The organism is Streptomyces sp. NPDC050636 (assembly GCF_040654775.1).
Classification (GTDB): Bacteria; Actinomycetota; Actinomycetes; order Streptomycetales; family Streptomycetaceae; genus Streptomyces.
The window spans coordinates 1,904-19,451 of the sequence record NZ_JBFAIP010000030.1; the positions used below are offsets into that span (position 1 = coordinate 1,904).

The 17,548-nt window shown below is 68.0% G+C and carries 7 protein-coding genes and 2 pseudogenes; 6 read left to right on the forward strand and 3 right to left on the reverse strand.

Annotated elements, in window-relative coordinates:
• The first annotated feature begins 12 nt into the window (after window positions 1–12).
• The gene (locus tag AB0I10_RS21945; protein ID WP_363154228.1) at window positions 13–3,753 is read left to right on the forward strand and encodes a galactose oxidase early set domain-containing protein; all 3,741 of its coding nucleotides are present in this window, start codon (window positions 13–15) and stop codon (window positions 3,751–3,753) included.
• A gap of 47 nt (window positions 3,754–3,800) precedes the next feature.
• Here AB0I10_RS21945 and AB0I10_RS21950 read toward each other — a convergent pair.
• A pseudogene (locus AB0I10_RS21950) lies at window positions 3,801–3,911 on the reverse strand (VOC family protein); the annotation flags it as partial.
• A gap of 258 nt (window positions 3,912–4,169) precedes the next feature.
• On the opposite strand from AB0I10_RS21950, the gene AB0I10_RS21955 reads away from it, so the two are divergent.
• The 3 genes from AB0I10_RS21955 (at window position 4,170) to AB0I10_RS21965 (ending at window position 6,346) form a co-directional block, all read left to right on the forward strand.
• The gene (locus AB0I10_RS21955) at window positions 4,170–4,541 is read left to right on the forward strand and encodes a DUF3375 family protein (protein WP_363154287.1); all 372 of its coding nucleotides are present in this window, start codon (window positions 4,170–4,172) and stop codon (window positions 4,539–4,541) included.
• Window positions 4,542–4,581: 40 nt separating this feature from the next.
• On the forward strand, window positions 4,582–6,003 hold the full coding sequence (locus AB0I10_RS21960; protein WP_363154229.1) for a competence protein CoiA family protein: 1,422 nt from the start codon (window positions 4,582–4,584) through the stop codon (window positions 6,001–6,003).
• Between the two features lie 94 nt (window positions 6,004–6,097).
• Window positions 6,098–6,346, forward strand: a complete 249-nt coding sequence (locus AB0I10_RS21965) for a transposase (protein WP_363154230.1) — start codon at window positions 6,098–6,100, stop codon at window positions 6,344–6,346.
• Here the strand turns inward: AB0I10_RS21965 and AB0I10_RS21970 are convergent.
• Window positions 6,298–7,218, reverse strand: coding sequence for a transposase (locus AB0I10_RS21970; RefSeq protein ID WP_363154288.1), 921 nt, complete (start codon window positions 7,216–7,218; stop codon window positions 6,298–6,300). The two genes, AB0I10_RS21965 and AB0I10_RS21970, sit on opposite strands and share 49 nt — an antisense overlap.
• Window positions 7,219–7,369: 151 nt before the next feature.
• Here AB0I10_RS21970 and AB0I10_RS21975 point away from each other — a divergent pair.
• Together AB0I10_RS21975 and AB0I10_RS21980 are read left to right on the forward strand one after the other, a co-directional pair.
• Window positions 7,370–7,732, forward strand: a pseudogene (locus AB0I10_RS21975) (restriction endonuclease); the annotation flags it as partial.
• A gap of 1,753 nt (window positions 7,733–9,485) precedes the next feature.
• On the forward strand, window positions 9,486–9,734 hold the full coding sequence (locus tag AB0I10_RS21980) for a hypothetical protein (protein ID WP_363154231.1): 249 nt from the start codon (window positions 9,486–9,488) through the stop codon (window positions 9,732–9,734).
• A gap of 299 nt (window positions 9,735–10,033) precedes the next feature.
• On the opposite strand, the gene AB0I10_RS21985 is transcribed toward AB0I10_RS21980, so the two are convergent.
• Window positions 10,034–17,422, reverse strand: a complete 7,389-nt coding sequence (locus tag AB0I10_RS21985; protein WP_363154289.1) for a LamG-like jellyroll fold domain-containing protein — start codon at window positions 17,420–17,422, stop codon at window positions 10,034–10,036.
• Window positions 17,423–17,548 lie beyond the last annotated feature (126 nt).

The following is a 17,548-nucleotide window of genomic DNA, read 5'->3' on the forward strand; positions in this document are numbered from 1 at the left end:
GCCCTGGCGGGAGTGTTCGCTGACTTCACGTTTGTCCTCAGCACGGATGGTCAGGTGTCGGTCGAGCCCCGCTTCGCCGGCTTCGCTGAAGCCTCTGGGCGGACCCTGACCGTCCATGGTTACCGGATCACGATCGACGGACGTGCCCTTTCCCACGACCTCACCCCGTTCTTGCTCGGAAATGGGGACGTTCTGTCGCGCACTTCGACACACGAGCTGACCCTGATGCCCGCGGCATTCGGGGTCGCCCTGGCGGGAGTGTTCGCTGACTTCACGTTTGTCCTCAGCACGGATGGTCAGGTGTCGGTCGAGCCCCGCTTCGCCGGCTTCGCTGAAGCCTCCGGGCGGACCCTGACCATCCATGGCTACCGGATCACGATCGACGGACGCGCCCTCTCCCACGACCTCACCCCGTTCCTGCTCGGAAACGCGGACGTCCTCTCACGTACCTCGACACATGAACTGACCCTTATCCCGGCCCAGATTCACAAGTTCCTGCCCACTGACGGAACAGGCACCTCTTTCACACTCACCTTGGACCTCGACGGCAAGATATCGGTCACCCCCAGTGGACTCACAGCCCAGCGCAACCTGCTCCACAACAGGTTGCTCGACGACTTCACCACCGGCGGGGACAACTTTTCCGTGCCCTTGTCAGCCACCACCACCCGCAGCCAAACCGGGACGATGCTCGGCGGCGAGCGGGCAACGAGCGTGACCAACCTTGCGTCCCCCCAGGGAGCGCCAGCACTCCTGGAGGTGGGCGGCGCGGACCGTCTCCGGCTGGCGCTCGGTGTCGACCAACGGGCCCACCTCCAGGTCAGTTACGGGCTCAGGGCCGATGGCACTCCGGCCCCTCTCGGTGTGAACCTGCATGACGGTGGTGCTGACCGGCTCAGGACCACGATCTCCCACGCGGGTGACGGTGGCGTAGACGTCAAGGTCACCGTTGTCACTGCGGCTGGCGCCTCGTCCGCCAGCGCGCGAGCCAGTGCGGGACTGAGCGAGTTCCGATTCGTCGACTTCGCTGGGCCAGGGGGGCAGGACTTCACGAACGTCAGCCACGTTGTCTTCGAATTCACCTCAGGCGGCAGCCTCACGGTGGACGGCATCGAAGCTCGCGGTCCGTTCCGACTCTCACACCTCATGAGTTGGAACCCGCGCACAGACGAATCCGGAAAGCTCGCGGTGCACGCCGCGCTGCTCCACACAAATCAGATCGTGTTCTTCAGCGGCGATGAGCACGACCCCGGCCGCCATTTCCTCGGCCGGACGGACCGCAAACACATCGATAGCACGCGGATCTACGATTGCCGCAGCGGCGCTGTCCGGATCCTGGCGTCTCCCGAGGTACCACCTGGCGCCCCTGCACCGGACTTGTTCTGCTGCGGCCATGCGTTCTTGCCGGATGGTCGCCTGCTGGTCGCCGGCGGAACCGAATCGTGGTCGAAGGGCCACAAAGAGGACCCCGACCCCGGAGAGCACCACTCGAAGGGGCACTTCACGGGCTTGCGTTACACGTGGATCTTCGACCCGGAGGCGCCGCTCGGTGCGAGCCCGTGGAAAAGGGCTGCCGACATGCGGGACGGCCGGTGGTATCCAACCCTGGTGACCTTGGGAGATGGCGACTGCCTGGCGCTGTGTGGACACCCCAGCACGGTCACTGTGGGGAACGTTCACGTTAATCGCGATGTCGAGATTTTCTCTGGAAGCTGGAACGTACTGGGCTTGATCCCCGACCTGGCGGCTGAGATTTCCTATCCGCGGCTCCATGTCCTTAATAACGGCGAGGTCTTCTGCGCGACACCCATCGGAGATAGATGCCACATCTGGAGTCGAACGACGGGATGGAGGGATATCACTTCGGAACCCCCCGAGGCGCTCTATGGCGGCATAAAAACGACTTCCGTCCTGCTTCCACTGCATCCGCCGGACTACGAGCCGCAGATTCTCGTATGCGGTGGCGAACAGCCGTTCATCATCAGACCGCATGCCAAACCGGTCAAGTGGGAGCTGACATCGGAGCGTCAACCCATCGCAGGCAGCCGCTCCCGTCGGCGCGAAGACGGCAACGCCGTCATCCTTCCCACAGGAGAGATCATGGTGTGCGGCGGCTTCGACTCGGAGGATGATCCACGACCCCTTCGAGCCCCTCGCGCGATGGTGGAAACCGAGCTCTACGACCCAGCTTTTGAAAGGAAGCCTGACGAGAAGCCTGACGTGCCCAAGGGGAGGCGGGGGCCGTGGATGACGTTGCCGGATACCGGCACAGCCAAAGTACCGCGGGGATACCACTCGGTCGCACTCCTGATGCCCGACGGCAGGGTGTTCACAGCCGGCAGCAATGACGGGGGTAACTGGAGCTATCACAACCAGGCCGATCATCCAGGGGATCTGCCAAAAGACGAAGGCGTTGCAGTGGATAATCGGGAGACTCGGATCGAGATCTACGAACCGCCGTATATCAAGAGCAGCGATCGCCCCAAGATATCTTCCGCTCCCTCGATCATCGGGTATGACAAAGACTTCCTGATCGACACGCCGGACGCCGGCCGAATCCACACGGTGGCGCTAATCCGCGCAGGCTCGGTGACACACGCCTTCAACTCCGACCAGCGTTACGTCCGTCTGCGTTTCACTCGTGTCGGTGACCGGATCGAGGCCAATTCTCCTCCCCACGGCAATATCGCTCCCCCCGGCTCGTACCTCTTGTTCATCGTGGCCGAGGCTGACGGCCAGGCTGTTCCCTCGGAAGGCGTCTTCGTTCACATGGCTGTCGGCTACAGTGGAAATCCGGTCCTCATTCAGGGTGCGTTCGGCGACGAGGGGAATTTCGAACGCGTAACACCCAGAGCTGAGGGAGGACTGGTTCATTTCGTCCGCGACAACGACAACCCCGCAATGCCTTGGGACGGCCCCTTCCGTTTCGGCGCCGAGCTGGGCAGAGTCGATGCAGTCACCATGATCCAGAGCAGCTTCGGAGAAGACCCGGGGAACCTGGAGGTCGTCGCTCGCGTCGTCACCCGCGACGGCCCACGGCTGGCCCACCTCTTCCGTGACTCCCAGCCACCCTTCACCTGGCGCGGACCGTTCTTCCCGTTCCCCCTCGTCCCGGGAGGGGTCAGCGGTAACCCCGTCCTCATCCAAAGCAAGTTCGGTGACAAGGGGAACTTCGAACTCGTGACCCCCGTGGCCGGCGGTGGCCTGCGCCATTTCGTCCGCGACAACGACAACCCCGCAATGCCCTGGGACGGCCCCTTCCCGGTCGGCACCGGACTGGGCACAGTCGATGCAGTCACCATGATCCAGAGCAACTTCGGAGACCCAGGGAACCTGGAAGTCGTCGCCCGCATCGGCCCACGGCTGGCCCACCTCTTCCGTGACTCCCAGTCACCCTTCACCTGGCGCGGACCGTTCTTCCCGTTCCCCCTCGTCCCGGGAGGGGTCAGCGGTAACCCCGTCCTCATCCAAAGCAAGTTCGGTGACAAGGGGAACTTCGAACTCGTGACCCCCGTGGCCGGCGGTGGCCTGCGCCATTTCGTCCGCGACAACGACAACCCCGCAATGCCCTGGGACGGCCCCTTCCCGGTCGGCACCGGACTGGGCACAGTCGATGCAGTCACCATGATCCAGAGCAACTTCGGAGACCCAGGGAACCTGGAAGTCGTCGCCCGCATCGGCCCACGGCTGGCCCACCTCTTCCGTGACTCCCAGTCACCCTTCACCTGGCGCGGACCGTTCCCCATCATTTGAGTTAGCCATGGACCATTCACACCCATCGCACCACCGCGCGGCGGCTGCTATGGGCGGACGTAGGGTCGAGTCGTGATCTCCATGATGTGGCCATCCGGGCCGTCGAAGTACGCGCCGTGACCGCCGAAAAGACGGTTGATCTGGCCGGGTTCGATGTGGGGCAGCGACATCATCTGCTACGGCCACGACTTGGCCGACTACATCGATCACGAGTTCCGAGAGGTCGACGAGGACGCCCCTGGAACCCGCAGCTACCGTCGCCTTCTGGAAGGACTCCATCTGCTGAGGAGTCGTCCGGCAACCCGGTACACCCCGGAAAATTCTTGCGATGTCAGGTGTGATCACGGCGTCGGAGCCGTCCTGGATAGGCGCGGCTGGCCGAACTCACACGGCATCGGCATGAGATCGACCAGGAGATCCAGCGTGTCGAGGACGGCGAGGCGGACGTATTGGACAGTGCGGCGCTGCGGGACCGCTACCAGCAGGTGACGGCGACGGCGTACGGGCTGCTGGCCGACTTCCGCGAGGCGGACGAGGGCGCCGATGACCACGCCGACGCCGTGACCTTGGTGCCGCGCAGTTGGGCGTCGGGTACAGGTAGACGGTGTGCTCCGCAAGGCCGGGCTAGCCGCCTGACGGCCGCTCGCGGGATTGAGGACGATCGGCGCGCTGGGGGCGCACAGGGACCTTCCCGGGCTCTCCGGGGAAGTGGCGGGCTGCGCGGTTCGTATAGGGGCCTGGGGAGAGGGTCGTCCGGAACACGACTGTCAGTGCCGCCTGCTATCTGATGTCCTGTCGAATACGCCGGATCGCCAGGAGGCGCGATTCATGCCCTTCACCGCGCTGCACGCTGACCTCGGCCGCCTCAACGCCACCCTCCCTGACCTCGGGCACAACCTGGACTGGTCCCAGGTCCACAAGGCCCGCCCCCGCATACCGCTCACCTGCCCCGAATGTGAATGGGCCCTGCACGCCAAGGTCTCGCCCTATGGCGTGCGGTTCTTCTGCCACGATCCCGGACGACCGCCGTCGTGCAGCCTGACGAACGAGTCGTGGGAACATCACATGCTCAAGCTGGAGATGGCAGCCGCGATCCGGGAGGCCGGATGGTTCGCCGAGCTGGAGGTGCCAGCCCAGGACGGCTCATGGCGCGCGGACGTCATGGCCACCTCCACAGACGGCTCCCAGCGCATGGCCTGGGAGGCGCAGCTGTCCCCGATCACCTTGGACGACATCCGCGCCCGCACCGAGCGCTACGAAGCTGAGGCGATTCGGGTGTGCTGGGTCTCCCCGCACGAGAAACCGCCGCAGTGGATCAGCGCGGTGCCTGCGGTCCGGGTGCGCGTGCCGCAGGACAGGGGGCAGGGCTGGGTTGTCGATGACGGCCTCGCGGGTTTCGACTACGCCGCCGGCGGCTGGAACTTCCGCGAAGAGCAGCTGGAGCGGTTCGTGCGGTGGGCCCTCCACGGGCAGCTCGTCTCCGTCGAAAGCTATCCGCGCTACCGGCGGGTCTACCGCGTCGTCAACGACAAGCAGCTCCGGTTTCGGCGGAGCCGATGGTGGACGTCCCTCCAGTCGGTCGCCGCACAGACGAAGCACGAGCTGATGCGCCAGCGCCAGGAGGCGGCGAAGGAGGAACGCGAGGCCCGCGAGAAGGAGCTCCAGGAGGCAGAGAAGCAACGGCAGCAGGAACTGCAGGAGCAGGAGCGGGTCCGGCGGGCCGAGGAGGAAGAACGCCTCCGCAAGCAGCGGGAAGAAAGGGCCGAAATCGCCTGGAAGGAGACGCAAGGCAGGTGGGCCGAAGCCTACGCGTGCCGTGCCCGGCAACAGGCCGAGGAGGAAGAGCGCCTCGCCCGGGAGAAGGCCGAGCACGAGGAGAAGGAACGACAGGCCCTGGAGACCGCGAACATGTGGTGGCGCCGGCTGTCGCAGCAACAGTCCGAGGAACTGTTCACCGCGGTCGCCGAGCGGGCCCGGCGACAGGACAAGCTCTGGGTGGAGATCCCCGAGACTCCACGGATGTCACGGCAGTACGCCTACGGCGTACCGCTCTACACCCAAGGCAAGCGCCGCTCCCTGTACGGGATCGTGCGGCCGTGCCCCGGCCTGGTCCCGGTCTCACCCCAACTGAACCTCGAACACGCCCTGGTCCGCAGCGCCCAGGAAGCCCAGGAACTGCAAGAGGCCGGGCACGAAGGCCGGATCACCCACTTCGACCTGCCCGAGCACGAGCAGCTCGCCATGTGCTGATGGTGGGCATCGGCCCGGACACGGCCGTCACTCTGCTGATCACGATGGGGGGCAACCCGGAACGCCTGGACAGTGAGGCGCCCTTCGCCGCGCTGTGCGGTTCGGCCCCGCAGAACGCTCCTCGGGCACCCGGCAGTACCGTCGCCTCAACCGCGGCGGCGACCGGCAGGCCAACGCCACCCTTCACCGGATCGTGCAGACCCGCCCGCGCTTCGACTCGCGCACTCAGGACTACTACGAACGCCGCACCAAGGAGGGCAAAACCCGACGCGAGATCGTCCGATGCCTCGAACGCTACGCCGCCCGGGAGGTGTTCCACCTGGTCAGGCCCGCAGAGTCATAGGGGCAGTGTGAGAGCGTGCAAGACGACGAACCCCCGCCGGCTTGCTCGACGCTGTTGGCGAATCCGGACCGTCGAGTTCTACTCGGCGGGCCAGAGTGCTGCCAGGTGTGATGTTCGAGTACGGGCTCATGGATGTCGGTCCACCAGGCGTTGAGAAGGTGGAGGTTCATTGCGGTGGCCGTGAGCTGGTGCTGCAGCTGGGCCTTGGCCAGACCGTAATACCGGCATCGTCGCAGGCCGAAGGCCCGGACACCTTGAGAGATAGTGCCCTCGACTCCGGCTCGGCACGCATACTCCTCCTTCCACTCCATGGTGTCTTCCCGGGCCCGGGCTTGCTGGATCACTTCCTGTTCTGTGCGGGGGTGGAGGGTGATGCGACGGTCTTCCTGGCGTGCAGCGACACCGACCCTCCCCCCAACACAACGTCGGCCTTCATGACCACAACGGGTCATGAAGGCCGACGTCACGTTCAGCCCCCGGATTCGCCAACAGTGTCGTCCGTCGGCGGGGGCGTACGTCTGCCTGCATACCAGCCCAACCACGGGCCACCTCACGCCTGTTGGTAGGCGGCTGGTTCGACCAGAATCAGTCCGTTCAACAAGATGTAGACGCCCCGCCAGGGAACCCAACCTCACCAGGGAGTATGCCTTGACCGCCCCCAGCGACGACCAGTTCCCGGACGTGCCGCCGTCTTCGCCCCCGCCTTCCCCCTCCGAGACACCCCTCGGAACGAAGGAACGTGTCAGTTCGGCCTTCGTGGGAGTTCTGCTCATCGGGGGAACCTGGAAAGTGCTCCAGTGGTACTGGGAGTCCGTGGACGGGAATTGGACGGAAGCCTGGCCAGCCCTGATAGTTCCCGCCGCGATGGCCATCACTGGAGTTATTTTCGTGAGAGACGCTGTGGTCGGCAGCACTGCGTTTCCCGCATCCCGTACCGCTTCCTCGAAGCGCGGTCAGGGATACGTGCGCACCGAGGCCGTGCGGCAGCTCCTGCAACGCCCGCAGAACGAGCGTGACTGGCTCGCTATGAGCCCGGTCGAGTTCGAGCACGCCATAGCCGCGCTGTGCCGGCGGGATGGCTGCACCGACGTGCTGGTCATCGGCGGGGCGGGGGACCTTGGGGCCGATGTGCGTGCCACTACCCCCGACGGGCGGCGCCTGGTGATCCAGTGCAAGCGGTATGCCACCAGCAAGGTGTCCAGCCCTGATGTGCAGAGGGTCGGTGGCACCGCCTGGACGATCCACCACGCAGACGTCGCCCTCGTGGTCACCACCTCCGGCTTCACCCAGGCCGCCGCCGACTACTGCCGCCGGGCACGACTCGGCATGGTCGACGGCCGGCAGCTGGACCGGTGGGCAGCCGATGGGCCAGCCCCCTGGGCGTAGGCGTATGGGCCACCTCTACACCGCCCAGTCGCCAGTGGGTTCGACCGGCCGGGCCGGGGTTCCCAAGATGACGACACCCACCAGGGGCGTCGCCTCCTGCATGCCAGGTGCCGCCAGTTTCCGCCCACACGGGCCAGGGCCGGCCTGCACACCCACCACCGGCCGGGCGCCTTGAGGGCACAGGTGGGCCCCCAGAGGCCCGGAACCTATGGGCCACCGAATGCGCCGAGGCGCCTGCCACAGAAGGGACGCTGTTGGCGAGTTCGGGGTTCGGCGTGACGTTGGCCTTCAAGACCTGGTTGTGGTCTTGAAGGCCAACGTTGTCGCGTGGGGTGGGTGCGGATGTCGATGGAGCCGAAGGGGTCCGGGAAGATTCCCACGGAGACAGTTCGGGTGGCGCGGGCTGCGTTTCCGAAGAGCAGCGTGGCGATCCCCCGAATTCGCCAACAGCATCGCTTGCTCCGGCGGGGGTTCGTGCGTGGAGGGTCACGACGGCGTGCAGTGTCCGGCGTGGGCACCGCTGTACTCCGGCTCTCCGCTTTCGAGCACGCGGAGCAGGGACGCGGTGACGGCACGTGTGCTACGGCCAATGCGCAGCACACGGCACGGGAACTCCCCGCGACGAACCAGGTCGTAGCCCTTTGCCCGCGAGAACCCCAACGCCTTGGAAGCGTCCTCTATGCTCCCCGTTCCGTCCCAGGTGGCGCGGATGCTCGTAGGGCTATACCGGGCGCTCTGCACCTCGTTAGTCTGTTCATGCATTTCGGATTCTCCGGTGCTAAAAAGGCGCTACTTACGCGCAGTCGATGCGGTTTGAATCTGCCAAAAGGGTGCGGCTCTCATCGCGCGCTGAGGTCGAGGTCAATCCAATGCAGATCGACCGCTTTCCCGGGTTCAGCCGGGACGTGATGGGACTCTGCTCCCCACGGCGCGGTCGACCCGGGGGTGCATACGCGCCTCGTGGGATCGGGAGCGCGCACGGAGCCCATTCCGTAGGGCTACGCGGGTGGGACAAGTTGCATTGATGGCCGTCTCGGCAATGCCTTTCGACGTACGGGCAGGTAGTGGCGGTGGACTATTAATGATCCGCGGGATCGCCGGTTTGGCCAACCGGCGATCCCGCGCTATGTTGCTTGACTTCGAAGCAAGGCACCCCGCCGTCAGGTTTGGCGGGGCAAGGTGGGCTGTTTGTCGGACGAAGTCATCAGCCGTGACTCGGCTACGCTCCCCCTCAAGCTCCGCTCAGACGGAAGATGCAAGGTCGAATCCCACAGGCCGGCTCGACACTGACCACCGCTTTCTTTTATTGCGCAGCTAGCGATCTCGACTTTCCCTGCTTTCGCGGGCCCTCGGTGAGGACTGCTGGTGGGGTGGGTTTGGCGAAGTCGGCTGTGGGATCCGGGAGATGAGAGAAGCATCGGTGGTCTGTTCACCGCCTCCAGGAGGAGGGGTCCACCGATGCTTCTCGATCCGACCGTACCCGCTTCACTGCTCGCCGTGCTGGGTCAGTTGCGGGGTTGTTTCACCGCTCCGGGCTTCGCCACGTTCACCGCGCTGGTCACCGGGTTGATCGCGCAGACCGGGCGCCGGACGGTCACCGGAATGCTGCTCGGGGTGTGGCTGGCGCGTCTGTGGCCGCATGACCGGGCGCACTCGTTCTACTCCCGCGTCGCCTGGGACCCCGACCTGCTGGGCATCTCCTGCTCGCATCTGATCTCCCGTCTGTTGCCGGGGCCCGGAGGAGCCGTTGGTGGTGGCGGTGGACGACACGCTGTTCAAACGGCGCGGGAAGAAGGTCTTCGGCGCCGCTTGGCAGCACGACGGCTCCGCTGCCGGCCGCGATGGGATCGGCTACGGCACCTGCTTCGTCGTGCTCGGCCTGATCGTGGACCTGCCGTTCATGGCCCGGCCGGTGTGCCTGCCGGTGGCCCGCCCGGCTGCACCGCCCGAAGGGCGAGAAGACCAAGGCCGAGCTGGCTGCTTCCATGACCAGGCAGCCTGACACCCGAGACACACCCTGACCGATGGTCAGAACTCGAAAGTCGAGGTGTGCGGGGGTTTGCGAGATTGTCCGTACCGTCCGCCGACGTGGTGTACATCCAGGCGATGGGACGCGGCACCACACGGCACGGCCCCTGAGTTCGGCAGTTCCGTCAGCTACTCGTCGACCTGGCTCCGACATCCTCGCAGGTGCGTGGCCCGCTCGGCGTGCCGTGACCCGCGCCATACCCCCGAGGCCGGGGCAGTTGCCCCGGCCTCCGGCCGTGCGTGGACGTGCGCCCACGTCCGTGGAGCGGACCCTCAGTCCTCCACCCCGTAGTACTGCGCCATGAACTGCACCACGTCGTCCGCGTGTGGGCTCAGCTCCGGCAGGTGGGTGGCCAGGGCCGTGCGCACCGCGGCGGAGAGTGCGGGCAGGCCCGTGGCCGCGGCCTTGACGTAGGGGTCGAGGCGGCGGACGAGCTCGTAGTTGCTCTCCACGTCCAGCTGCCGCATCGCCTGCTCCAGCGGGGCGGCGTCGGCGGGCGGGACAGGCGGCAGGACCCGGCTGACGAACGTGACGCGATGCATCACGCGCCAGCACGGCGGCTTGCGGTCCGACTGGCGGGCTTGGCGCAGCGCGGCCGCGTTCGGGTCGGTGCCGTTCTCCAACCACGACGGATCGACGACCTTGCGGAAGAAGGTGTCGAAGTGCTCGCTGTCCTCACCGAGGTAGAAGCTGAGGAACCGGTAGGCGTCCACCTTGCCCGGTGCGTTGACCGGGTTGCCCTCGGCGTCGAAGATCGGCTTTCGGTGGGCGTCGTACTGCTGGAGGTTGCCGGACGGCTCGCACTTCACGCTGAGGCCGAAGGAGCGCTTCGCCTCTTTGCCGCGGGCCCTGGTGACGGTCATGCCGCCGCCGATGGACGCGTCCAACTGGGCGTTGACGCCGACGCCCATGATCTCGAAGGCGGTGCCGACTGACGTGCCGACCGAGCCGGAGAGTGAGTACGCGCCGGAGGTCGTCTCGCTGACGGCGTCGGTGGTCTCGGTGGTCTCGGCGAAGAAGCCGCCGTCGGCCGTCCAGACGTAGGTGTTGGCGATGTCGCGGCGGGAGAAGCCGTCGCCGGTCCTGCTGCCCGAGGTGTCCCGGGGCTTGCCCGGCGAGGTGTCGCCGCCGATCGCGCCGCCGAGGACGCGGCCGGCGCGTTCGGCGGTGGGGTCGGGGGCGTGGGTCTCGGTGGAGACGGTCTCGTAGTAGCTGCGCAGCCGCTGCCGGTCGCGCTGGACGCGGCGCTTGATGGCGTACGCCTCGCGCGGCTTGTAGTAGCTGTACTCGCCGCGGTCGCGGGCGTCAGTGTAGTCGGGGTCCTGGACCTTTCCGCGCTCGTCGAAGCCGATGGTGCCGTCGAGGGTGCCTTGCTTGGTGTAGCGAGGGTTGAGGGGGAAGGGGATGACGTTCCAGTCCTTGGGCACGTCGGGGTTGGGCTGGATCCGGTAGGCCACGAGGGCGCCGCTGTGGGCGAGCCGCAGCGCGAACAGGTCGGCGGTCTGCGACTGCACGAGGGCGAAGCCCATGTTGGCGGGTACGTAGCGACGGCCGACGGACTCATTGAGGAGCCGGCGCGGATCCTCCCAGCTGCCGGCCAGTTCGACCTTCGTGGCGCGGGTGGTGTTCTCGCCCTGGGAGACGGCGGTGTCCTCGGCCCAGCTGTTGGAGAATTCGAGGCTGCCGCGGGCACCCACGGCGATCTTGGCCTTGGCCATGGACTTGGCGACACCGAAGCCCAGCGGAGCGGTGATCATCCACATGTCGACATCGACCTCGTTGGACAGTGCGAAGCCGAACGCGGCGTCCACGCTGCGCTCCCTGGCCGAGGAGAGGGAGTGGACGACCTCCTCGGCCTGGGTGAGTTCGACCGCGGCGACACCGTCATAGGTCGAGCGCTCGGGGTCCATCGTGTTGGGGGTGAGGTTCTCGGAGGGGACCGGCGGGGCGCCCTCCACATAGCCGGTCAGCTGCGGGTCGAACTGCACCTGGCTGATCCACTCGCTGACGACGTCCCCGACCTTGTAGCCGGTGACCAGGTGCCAGCGCCCGTCGCGCAGATACCCGTACGCGCGCTTGAGCACACCGAACGCCTCGCCCCTGGCGGTGTACTGCATATCGGCGTACTCGGTGACGGCGGGAGAGCCGTCGATCGTCTCGTGGAACGGCGTACGCATCGCCGCGAGCGCGGACCGTACTTGGGCGGTGTCACTGGAGACGGGTGCCGTGGACAGCACCATGGCGGGGCGCTGCGGGCCTGCCGCGGGGAGCGCCAGGTGGTTGCCGCGCAGGCTCTCGTCGCGCAGGAGAGAGGCGGTCTCGTCGGTGGAGGCCCGGTCGAAGGTCCAGTACGCGATCAGGTCCTGCTTCTCGCCCTTGAGGCGGGTGAAGAGGTTGTCGAGAAGCTGTTCCTGGGTGCGGGCGGTGCGCCAGATGCGGACCTCCTCCAGGATGCCCTGGAAGGGCTGGACCGGGCTGCCGTCCTTGAGCATCGCGCCCAGCGAGAGGGCCCCGTCGCCGTAGTCGGTGAACTCGGTGGACGGAGCGGCTCCGGTGGACCCCGTGGATCCCGTGGCCCCGGTGGTCTCCAGCGGGTCGCAGGCCACCGACATGCCGTTGCGGTAGAGGCGGAAGAGGCTGCCACGCGGGTCGGGGTTGCGGGTCCAGCGGGCGCCGCGCAGCCGGGCCGGGTGCGAACCGGTCGCGTCGGCGGCCGTGTTGCCGGCGTTCTCCTCGAACTTCCAGTGCGCGGTGATGCCGTGGTCGCGTGCCGTGACGGGCGTACCGAGCTGGGCGGTGTCGCGGGCCGTGCCCCAGATGCGGACTTCGGCGACGACACCGGTGAATGCGTACGTCTCCATGCCCTCGCGGGCCCGGCCGATGTCGAGGGCGCCGTTGTTGCCCTTGGCGCCGGGGCCGTCGTAGCGGGCCGTGCCGGCCTCGCGGCCGTCCACGACGAAGCGGATGTCCTGCCACTCCCGGGCTTCGACGGACTCGACCAGCTCCACGTTCTGCCGGACGGGCCTGCCGTCGGCGCCGACCGCGGTGATTTCCTTGGTGCCCTTGCGCTCCTCCATGGAGCGGCCGCTCTTGCGGACCACGGCGATGCGGTGGAAAGCGCCCGCGGTCAGTGCCTCGGTGGAGGCGAAGTGGACCGATGTGCCGTCCGGCTCCTCGAAGCCGAACTCCAGCCGCCCGTCGGGGAGCACGAGCAGCCGGTAGGGCACGCTGCCGCCCGCGCCGTCGGCGGCACGGCCCTTGGAGAGCAGGCCCTGGGTGGTGCCGAGGGCGTCCATCCGGCAGAAGACCTCGACGGTGAGGTCGTCGGCGATGTCGAGCGCGTCGTTGTCGGGGACCTCCAGACAGGCCCCGTCGGTGAGTTCGACGGCCCACGACTGCTCGTAGGCGAGGGCGAGATGGCTCCACTCCCGCAGTGGGAAGGTGGCGCGGCTGGCCACGAGGCGGTTGCCGACGCCGGCGACGATGCGATAGCCGGTCGCGTCGTTCTCGCCGAGTTCGGCGGGGGCGGGGGCGGTGGTGACCGTACCGCGCAGGGTGACGGCGCGGTGCTGCGGCGAGCGGTCGGTGACGACCGGCTTGCCGTCGGCCTCGGTGGCCGGTCCGGCGCACGGCCAGTAGCCCTGGAGGCCGCTCTCGTCACCGGTGAGCCGCTTCCTCCGGTGCTCGCCGACCTCGGTCCTGGTGCGGGCGGTGCCCCAGAGCCTGACCTCGTCCATTTCGATGCGCGCGTAGTCGGGGATCCAGCCGGCGTGCGAACTGCCGAAGCTGAAGGGGCCGGCACCGTAGTACTTCTGCTTGGCGGTGCGCCGGGCGATCTCCGTGCCGTCGCGGTAGATGATCTGCTCGCGGGTGGCGTGGGCGAACACGCACGCCCAGTGGTGCCAGGCGGTGTCCGTGTACTTCTCCTCGGTATCGAGGTCGTCGCCGTAGAACGCGAAGGTGAAGACGCCGTCCGCGCGGAAGCCGATGTGCAGCGAACCGCTCTCCGACGCGTGGGAGTAGCCGTGCCCGACGATGTACTGCGGCCGCCCGTCGGGCGCCGACGGCCGCCGCGCCCAGAACTCGATGGTGAAGTCCGTCTCGGTCAGCGGTACTCCCGAGTCGGTGACGGCGAGGCCGTCCCGGCCGTCGAAGAACAGCGCGGGGGTGGCCGGCGGCCGGGGCGGGGCGAGCAGGCCGAGGGTGAAGGGGCTCTCGCCGGCGCCGGCGTGCACGACACGGGACGCTCCGGCCACCCGCTCGGGGTTGATCCACGCCTCGACGGTCAGGTCTCCCGGCACGGCGACCCGGTCGAGGCCGGTCGTCGTGCTCGCGATGTTCGACCGCCCGTCGAAGGCGTACGCGCGCCCGGGTTTGTCGGCGCGCCAGCGGCCGCTGTGGCCCGGCACGAGGTCGGCGGGCGCGCCGAGCGGTACCTCGGCGGCCGTACCGGGGTCGGCGAAGACCAGGCGGGAGCCGGCCGAGAGCGGGACGCCGGGGCGGCTGCTCTCCGCCTGCGTGTAGTCGTAGTCCTGGCCGGGAGCGCCGTTGACGATGGCGGCGAAGTCGGCGGCGCGGCGCGGCAGCCGGCGCCAGATCTCGCTCTCGTCCCCGTGCGTGATGGTCAGTTCGCACCGGCCGGGATCGCCGACGTCCATGATGCGGAGGGCGACCTCGCCGAGGTCGGTGCCCGCGTCGCGGGCGGTGAAGGTGAACGCGGTGCCGTCGCCGGCGGCGAACGCGCGGGACGGGCGGGAGACCCGAGAGTCGTAGTAGGCGGCGAAGAACTGGCCGTTGGCGCCCCGGAAGTAGAGCACGACATTGCCGGTGGCGCTGTCGAGCAGGTACGGGCGGTCGGCGCCGCGCGCGAACTCCAGCAGGGCGCCCGAGCAGCTGAGCCCGGTGCGGTCGAGGGAGAGGAGGGGCATGGGGAGGGCGATGTCGTCGGCGCCCCGGAGACCGCCGGTGAGGCGGGCCAGCTCCTCGCGCGCCTGCGCCAACTCGATCTGGAGCGCGGCGGTTTCGCGCTGGAGCTGGGCGAGGCGGTCACGGTCGGGGCCGAGTTCGGCCAGGCGGGTCTCCAGGCCGGCCAGGCGCGGATCGTCCACGAGCGCGACCTTCTCCAGGGTGATGAGCCCCTCGCCGCTGCGCAGCACTGCGTCGTTGTCGTACTGGACGACCGCTTCGCCCTTGCGGTCGAGGGCACTGACCGTGCGCTCGCTGTGGCGGTTGATCAGTGAGAAGTAGCCGTCGCCCCGGTCGAAGAATGCGAAGTAGGTGTTCCAGCGGCGTTCGAGGTGCTGGTAGCCGATGAGCGGGGCGTCGTCGGCGGTGTTCTCGCCGGAGACGTTCAGGTCTTTGGGCGCGTGGCAGTTGCGGACGTACCAGCAGTCCCGGCCGTAGTACGTGCCCTCGCTCGTGCCTTCCAGCTTCCACACCGCGGTGGGGGTGTCCTTGTCGGAGGTGCGGATCACGGGAGGCCACTCACCCGAGCCGTTGTCCTTGAGGGCGAGGTACTGCGGTTCGCCGGCGCGCGGCAGCTTGAAGCGGATGCGGTAGGTCCAGCCGTCGAACGACCCTTCCAACTCCGCCTTCCGCGCGTCCCGTTCACGCTCCACGGCCTCGTACTCGCCCTTGCTCTGGGCGAGCCTGGCGGCCTCGGCCTCCTGGGCGGCGATGTTGCGGGTGAGCTGCTGAACGCGCCCGTCGAGTTCGCTGATCGCCTCCACGTCACCGCTGGCCTCGGGCGCGCTGAGCACGGGCAGGGCAAGCTCGTCGGAGACCTGGGCGAGACGGCCGTCGCGGCCGACGCCGAAGTCGACGGTGGCGAGGTACGCGTTGTCGGTGGCGGCACCGGTCTTCGGGTCGGGGCCGGAGGTGGCGTACGAGAGGAGCACGCGGGCCTGGCGCTTGACGGGCTTGGGCTCCTTCTCGTAGCCGACCGCGCTGTCCTCCTGCTGGTGGTAGAGGACGGCGGACAGGCCGGAGACAGGGCTGCGGCCTGTGACGGTGAAGCTGTCGCGGCGCACGCCCGGGTGGTCGCCGACGGGCGCCTCGGAGGTCACCCAGCGCGGCCCGTCGTGGAGTTCGCCGTGGCGGGCGTGGTCGGTCTGGTCGTACAGGCGGGTTCCGGAGCCCTCGTCGAAGCGGTAGTAGGCGGTCAGGCCGGGGTCGTTGCCGATGAGGCGGATACCCTTGTCGCGCTTGAGCTCGTCGGTGGTGCGGGCGCGGTCCCAGACGCGCACCTCGTCGAGTTCGGCGCGGACGCTGCGGTGCCACAGGGCCTTGCCCAGCACCAGCGGGCCGGTGCCAGTGTAGTCGCCGTCCGCCGTGCGGTTGCCGATCTCCGCGCCGTCGCGGTAGACGGTCTGGCGGCGGCCGTCGCGCTGGTAGACGCAGGCCCAGTGGTGCCAGTCGGTGTCGTCGGTGCCGATTTCTGTGGTGAGGTCGTCGGCGTAGAAGGCGAAGGTGAAGCGGTTGTCGGCACGGAAGCCGACGTGCAGGGAGTTGCGGTCGCTGCCCTTCTCGTCGCCGTGGCCGAGGAGGAATTCCGTGTGGTCGCCGGTGGCGGTGCGCCGGGCCCAGAACTCGATGGTGAAGTCACCCGCGAGCGACGGTGCGTCGGCCACGCGCACCTGTGCGTCGCCCTCGCCGAAGCGCAGGGCCGTCTCCGCGTGGCCCTCGGCGCTGATCACGGGTACCAGGGGCTGTCCGGTGAACGGGCAGGTGCCGGGGGTGCGTTCGTAGACGGCGTCGCGGTGGGCCGGGTCGGGGCTGGTCCACGCCTGGGTGCCCTGGAGGTTGAGCAGGCCGTCGCCGCTCTGCTCGATGTTGAAGGAGTCGATGCGGCCGGTCGCGTCGTTGTGAGCGAAGATCTGCCAGCGCTGCTGGCCGTGCACCGCGGTGGGTACGAGCAGCGCGGTGAAGCGTCCTGCGGCGAGGTTGCGGACGAACGACAGCTCTTGTGTGGGCTCGTGGAAGGGGCGGCCTTCCATGTCGGTCGTGCCGAGGCTGTCCTTGGCCGAATCCGGACGGCTCTTGTGTCGGCTGCGACGGTAGCGGGCCTCCAGGACGGGCTTGAGCTCGCCGCCGACGAGTAAGAAGCGGTCGCATAACAGGGTGTTCGCGACCAGGGGGACCTTCGCACCGTCACGGTCCTTGACGTAGTCCGTGCGCTCCGGGTCGCCGGATGAGCCCCCAGCGGTCATCTTGTGGACGGTATCGGGGTGGTCGCCCGCGACCGACTGGCGCAGCACGACGATGTGGGTGCCGTCGGACAGCGCGTGGAAGGGGGCGAGGGCGGTGAGCCGGGCGGTGGTGGAGAGGAACGGGTCCAGCTCGTCGTCGTCCAGCCGCTCGCCCGGCGATGCCTCGACCCTGCCGCCGCGCTTGACGGTCGGCAGCGCGGTGGCGCCGACGGCCGCGAAGCCCACGTCGGTGATCTCGGCGGGGAAGTGGAGCGGCAGTGGGTTCTCCGACCAGTACGCGGCGTCGAGTTCCCCCTTGCTGTCGTCATGGCGGGTGAGGTCGAGGACCGAGTACACCAGCCGCCGCTGGTCGTCCATGGCCAGGGCCACCGTGGTGCCCTGGTGACGCACGGTGGTGGTGTGGACGTAGGGCCGGTCGCTGTATACCTTCAGCAGCTGCTGTTCGCTGGACATGCTGGACAAATACGTCTCCTGGAGAACGCCGCACGGGAATCACGGGAAAGCCCCCGACCTGCGCCGCTCCCCGTCCGCCGACGCAGCCGTCACACGATTTCCCGAGCGTGAAAGTCCGTCAAGAGC

What these genes read in the sequence shown, in the direction of transcription:
- AB0I10_RS21960 (WP_363154229.1), top strand. Translation starts at nt 4,582, where the DNA reads ATGCCCTTCACCGCGCTGCACGCTGACCTCGGCCGCCTCAACGCCACC.
- AB0I10_RS21985 (WP_363154289.1), bottom strand. Translation starts at nt 17,422, where the DNA reads ATGTCCAGCGAACAGCAGCTGCTGAAGGTATACAGCGACCGGCCCTAC.
- AB0I10_RS21970 (WP_363154288.1), bottom strand. Translation starts at nt 7,218, where the DNA reads ATGGCCATCGCGGCGGGAACTATCAGGGCTGGCCAGGCTTCCGTCCAA.